The 1,054-nt window shown below is 62.7% G+C and carries 1 protein-coding gene; it reads left to right on the top strand.

Translation table 11 applies throughout. From position 1 onward, the window contains the following. Nucleotides 1-66 precede the first annotated feature (66 nt). The gene (locus PARHAE_RS18120) at nt 67-999 is read left to right on the top strand and encodes an IS5 family transposase (RefSeq protein ID WP_126155962.1); all 933 of its coding nucleotides are present in this window, start codon (nt 67-69) and stop codon (nt 997-999) included. Nucleotides 1,000-1,054 lie beyond the last annotated feature (55 nt).

Raw genomic sequence — 1,054 nt, 5'->3', positions numbered from 1 at the left:
CGGCTCTGTTGCACAAACCGGCCTGAGGGGATTCATCTTGTGACTTCAGCTTGATAGCTGATGGGCATGAGCAGACCGACAGCCCCGACCTACAAGACCAGAAACTGGCCCGCCTACAACGAGGCGCTCAGGCGCCGCGGCTCGCTGACGATCTGGTTCGATCCTGCGATGACCTGGGATGCTGCGCCCACTGGCAGGCGTGGTCGGCAGCAGACCTTCAGCGACGCTGCGATCCAGACTTGCCTAACGATGAAGGTTCTGTTCGGGATGGCGCTCAGGCAGACGACCGGCTTCGTCGAGAGCCTGCTCCGGTTGATCGGCCTGGACTGGTCGGTGCCCGACTTCAGCACGCTCAGCCGCCGCCAGAAGTTCCTGAAGGTCAACATCCCCTATCGAGGCTCGCAAGGCCCGCTGCATCTTCTCATCGACAGCACCGGCATCAAGGTTGAGGGTGAAGGTGAATGGAACGCACGCAAGCACGGCGGTCCGAAACGCCGTGTGTGGCGCAAGCTCCACATCGGGATCGACGAGCAGACGCTGGAAATCCGGGCCGCCGAGTTCACCAGCAATGAGGTGGGCGACGCGCCCATGCTGCCCGAACTCCTCAACCAGATCCCCGCCGATCAGGAGATCGGGAGCGTCACCGCCGACGGTGCCTACGACACCCGCAAATGCCATGACGCCATCGCCGAACGCGGTGCGCATGCCGTGATCCCACCCCGCAAGAACGCAAAGCCGTGGAAACCGGACACCGCCGGAGCGATGGCCAGGAACGAAGTTCTGCGCGCATCACGCCAACTTGGCCGGACGATCTGGCGACGATGGAGCGGCTATCACCGCCGGAGCCGTGCGGAAACCAAGATGCATTGCGTCAAACTGATGGGCCAGCGCCTGTCAGCTCGCGACTTCGACCGTCAGGTCTCAGAGTTCCAGATCCGTGTCGCCGTCTTGAACGGCTTCACCGCGCTCGGCACACCCATCACGGAAGTCGCAGGATAGGTCTGTCCGGGGATAGGGGAACTCTGACAGTCAGGCCATTTGTGCAACAGAGCCC

Source organism: Paracoccus haematequi (assembly GCF_900631945.1).
In the GTDB taxonomy this organism is placed as follows: domain Bacteria; phylum Pseudomonadota; class Alphaproteobacteria; order Rhodobacterales; family Rhodobacteraceae; genus Paracoccus; species Paracoccus haematequi_A.
The sequence above is the reverse complement of the archived record's forward strand: the minus strand, read 5'-3'. Positions and strand labels throughout refer to the sequence as shown.